The 4,429-nt window shown below is 40.4% G+C and carries 4 protein-coding genes; all 4 read left to right on the top strand.

All coding sequences use genetic code 11. From position 1 onward, the window contains the following. The first annotated feature begins 88 nt into the window (after nt 1–88). Nucleotides 89–1,486 carry an alanine/glycine:cation symporter family protein gene (locus tag QZZ35_RS09510; protein ID WP_291237184.1) on the top strand — a complete coding sequence of 466 codons (1,398 nt, stop codon included), beginning with the start codon at nt 89–91 and terminating at the stop codon, nt 1,484–1,486. A gap of 182 nt (nt 1,487–1,668) precedes the next feature. Further along, nucleotides 1,669–2,436 (top strand): GTP-sensing pleiotropic transcriptional regulator CodY, encoded by a 768-nt coding sequence (codY, locus tag QZZ35_RS09505; protein WP_291235208.1) that lies wholly within the window; start codon nt 1,669–1,671, stop codon nt 2,434–2,436. 162 nt (nt 2,437–2,598) lie between these two features. After that, the gene (gene rpsB / locus QZZ35_RS09500; RefSeq protein WP_291237183.1) at nt 2,599–3,327 is read left to right on the top strand and encodes a 30S ribosomal protein S2; all 729 of its coding nucleotides are present in this window, start codon (nt 2,599–2,601) and stop codon (nt 3,325–3,327) included. A gap of 136 nt (nt 3,328–3,463) precedes the next feature. Beyond that, on the top strand, nt 3,464–4,408 hold the full coding sequence (gene tsf / locus QZZ35_RS09495) for a translation elongation factor Ts (protein WP_291235210.1): 945 nt from the start codon (nt 3,464–3,466) through the stop codon (nt 4,406–4,408). The last annotated feature ends 21 nt before the right edge of the window (nt 4,409–4,429 follow it).

The raw sequence follows: 4,429 nt of genomic DNA, 5'->3' as shown, positions 1-4,429 counted from the left end.
AAAAGTATATTCCCTTCCGGACAAAAAATAGACTTTTGGTAAAATTTGTGTTATTCTATCTTCAAATATTTTTTGAAGGGGAAAATTTATGTTAGAAACGATTGAGATGATCAACTCCGCAGTAAGTAATTTTGTCTGGGGAGTTCCTGCCATGGTCTGCATTTTAGGTGTCGGATTGTATTTGAGTCTGAGAACGGGTTTTCTTCAGATTCGAAAGTTTCCGTATGCTATTCGGACGACATTAGGCAGAATTTTCAGAAAGCGTGAGGCTTCCGATGGTGCGCTGACACCTTTTCAGGCTGTCTGTACGGCTCTGGCGGCAACGGTAGGTACGGGAAATATTGCCGGAGTGGCAGGAGCCATTGCGATCGGCGGTCCGGGAGCGATTTTCTGGATGTGGGTATCTGCATTATTCGGTATGTGTACAAAGTTTTCGGAGGTAACTCTGGCTGTGCATTTTCGGGAACGTAATGAGAAGGGTGATCTGGTGGGCGGTCCGATGTACTATATTAAAAATGGTCTTGGAAAGCACTGGCAGTGGCTTGGTATTCTTTTTTCAGCTTTCGGGGTCCTCACTGTTTTTGGTACAGGTAATGCGACTCAGGTAAACACGATCACGACAGCGATCGATTCGGCACTGCTGAATTATCAGATGGTTTCGGACAGTTCGATTAAAACGGTCAATCTTGTGTTGGGTATTGTTATTGCAGCTGTTGTAGCCATTGTTCTTTTAGGCGGTGTGAAACGTATCGGAAGCGTTACGGAGAAACTGGTTCCTTTTATGGCACTTTTCTATGTGATTCTTGCCGTCGGTGTTGTTGTTTTAAATATTAAGAATGTTCCGGGTGTTCTTTATTCAATCGTATATGGTGCCTTTAATCCGGGTGCTGTGACCGGCGGTATTGTGGGCGGATTTTTTATAAGTATTCAAAAAGGTGTGTCTCGCGGTATTTTCTCTAATGAAGCAGGTCTTGGTACAGGTTCGATTGCCCATGCATGTGCAGATACGCAGAAACCGGTAAAACAGGGACTTTTTGGCATTTTTGAAGTGTTTGCGGATACAATTGTCATCTGTACACTGACTGCACTGGTTATTTTGTGCAGCGGTGTTCCGGTCAATTACGGTGCAGCGGCCGGCGCGGAACTGACGATTCTCGGATTTACATCAACCTATGGTAATTGGGTATCAATTTTTACAGCAGTGGCCATGTGCTGTTTCGCATTTTCCACTATTCTCGGATGGGGACTTTACGGAGCGCGCTGTATTGAGTTTTTATTTTCGGAGAAAGTAATCAAACCTTTTATGGTTGTGTATGCACTTGTCTCAATTCTTGGTGCGACGATCGATCTGGGGCTGCTCTGGAGCATCGCCGAAACATTCAATGGTCTGATGTCGATTCCGAACCTGATTGCCTTGTTTATGCTTTCCGGTACAGTTGTCAAACTGGTTAAAGAGTATTTTGAGAATGAAGGAAAAGAAAACTGACAGGCATTATATATTATATATAGAAGCGATATAATTTCTGACGATAATTAGAAATTGTATCGCTTTTTTATATTGTTGCGAATTCACTTATTTGTGAGTGAAAATTAGAAAAATAGTTGTTTTGACTGAATAATTGTGTTAAAATACTGGTAGCGTATAGAATATAAAAAAGGAGGATAAATATGAGCGTTGAATTGTTAGACAAAACTCGTAAGATTAATAAGCTGCTTCATAATAATAATTCCAATATGGTTGTCTTTAATGATATATGTGAAGTATTGAGCGACATACTGGAATCAAATATTCTTGTAATTAGTAAAAAAGGAAAGATTCTTGGTATAAAAAACCGTTCAGGGCATCCATGCATTCAGCAGTTAATCTGCGATAGCGTCGGCGGTCATATTGATCCGATGTTGAATGAACGTTTGCTGAGCGTTTTGTCCACAAAGGAGAATGTTAATTTATTAACACTTGGATTTTCCTGTGATAATGTGTCATCTTTTGAAGCAATTATTACGCCGATAGAGATTGCGGGTGAGCGTCTGGGAACCTTATTTATTTACAGGAATGATGCATCCTATGAAATTGATGATATTATTTTAAGTGAATATGGTACAACCGTAGTCGGTCTGGAGATGCTCCGGTCTGTGAATGAAGAAAGTGCGGAGGAATCAAGAAAGCTTCAGATCGTAAAATCTGCAATCAGCACACTGTCTTTCTCAGAACTGGAAGCGATTACTCATATTTTCGAAGAGCTGGATGGCAATGAGGGCATTCTTGTCGCAAGTAAGATTGCTGACCGGGTAGGCATTACACGTTCGGTTATTGTCAATGCTCTGCGTAAGTTTGAGAGTGCCGGTGTCATTGAATCCCGTTCTTCCGGTATGAAGGGAACGTATATTAAGGTCATTAACGATGTTGTATTTGACGAATTAAAAAAATTAAAGTAAAAAAATCAAAACAATAGTGATAAAAGGCTTGCTTATTGCGAGCCTTTTGTGTTATAATCCTAATTTGTAAAAATATGACACGCAGGATGATTTTCAGACAGGTGCCAAAAGGTCGTCTGAAGAGGTGAGTCCTACGGATGCAAAACCAATGGAGGTATTATTATGAGCGTTATTTCAATGAAACAGTTACTTGAAGCCGGCGTACATTTCGGACATCAGACAAGAAGATGGAACCCTAAGATGGCTGAGTACATCTACACAGAGAGAAATGGTATCTATATCATCGACTTACAGAAATCTGTAGGTATGGTTGATGATGCATACAATGCAATCAAAGATATCGTTGCTGACGGTGGTACAATTCTTTTTGTTGGTACAAAGAAACAGGCACAGGATGCTATCCGTACAGAAGCAGAACGTTGCGGAATGTACTATGTTAACCAGAGATGGCTTGGCGGTATGCTTACAAACTTCAAGACAATCCAGAGCCGTGTGAACAGACTGAAACAGATCGAAGCTATGGCAGAAGACGGTACATTTGATGTATTACCTAAGAAGGAAGTTATTGCACTTAAGAAAGAATGGGAAAAACTTGAGAAAAACCTTGGCGGTATCAAGAACATGAAGAGAATCCCAGATGCAATCTTTGTAGTAGATCCTAAGAAGGAAAGAATCTGTGTACAGGAAGCTCATGTATTAGGTATTCCGTTAATCGGTATCGCAGATACAAACTGTGATCCGGAAGAACTTGATTACGTTATCCCAGGTAACGATGATGCTATCCGTGCAGTTAAACTCATCGTTTCCAAGATGGCAGATGCAGTAATCGAAGCAAACCAGGGTGTTCAGATGAACGATGTTGAAGAAGCAGCAGAGGAAATCGCTGAATAATTTGGACAACGACTTAAAGTGCTGTCTCAAAATTAGTTTTAATCTTGAGACAGCTTTTTTAAGCATTTGATGAAACAAACCGGCGATGGTCCGGAGGTTAATGAATAAAGTAATAAAATTTATGGAGGAATGAATCATGGCAACAATTACAGCAGCAATGGTAAAAGAATTAAGAGAACTCACCGGAGCAGGTATGATGGACTGTAAAAAAGCTCTGAACGAAACAAACGGAGATAAAGAAAAAGCTGTTGAATTTTTAAGAGAAAAAGGTCTTGCAGCTATCGCTAAAAAGGCAAACAGAATTGCAGCAGAAGGTCTTGTTGCAACAATCCTTTCTGATGATCATAAAGTAGGCGCAATCGTTGAAGTTAACAGTGAAACAGACTTCGTTGCAAAGAATGCAGAATTCCAGTCTTATGTTGCAAGAGTAGCAGCTCAGGCATTAGCTACAGAAGTAACAACAATCGAAGAATTTATGGCTCAGCCATGGATCGACGATGCATCTTTAACAGTAGAACAGGCATTATCCCAGAAGATCGCTGTTATCGGTGAAAAATTAAGCATTCGTCGTTTTGAAAAAGTTACAGCTGCTGACGGTATCGTAGCAACATACATCCACGCAGGCGGAAAGATCGGTGTTCTTGTTGAGTTAACAACAGATTCCGCAGCTGACGCTGTTGTAGAATGCGGTAAAAACGTAGCTATGCAGATCGCAGCTCTTAAACCACAGTACACAGACCGCTCTGAAGTAAGTGCAGATTACATCGCACACGAAAAAGAAATTCTTCTTGCTCAGATTAAAAACGATCCTAAGGAATCTCAGAAACCAGAAAAGGTTATCGAAGGTATCATCACAGGACGTATCAACAAAGAGCTTAAAGAAATCTGCCTCGTAGATCAGGTTTATGTTAAAGCAGAAGACGGAAAACAGTCCGTTGGAAAATATGTTGAAGCTGTAGCTAAAGAAGTTGGAGCAAAAGTTGCTGTTAAAGGTTTTGTTCGTTTCGAAACAGGCGAAGGTATGGAAAAGAAAGAAGAAAACTTTGCAGAAGAAGTTGCAAAACAGATGGCTGGAAACTAAGTTTAAATTTTTGTTTTTAGA

Origin of the sequence: Frisingicoccus sp. (genome assembly GCA_016298055.1) — a bacterium.
In the GTDB taxonomy this organism is placed as follows: domain Bacteria; phylum Bacillota; class Clostridia; order Lachnospirales; family Lachnospiraceae; genus Frisingicoccus.
This window is presented reverse-complemented; position numbering and strand designations above follow the sequence as displayed.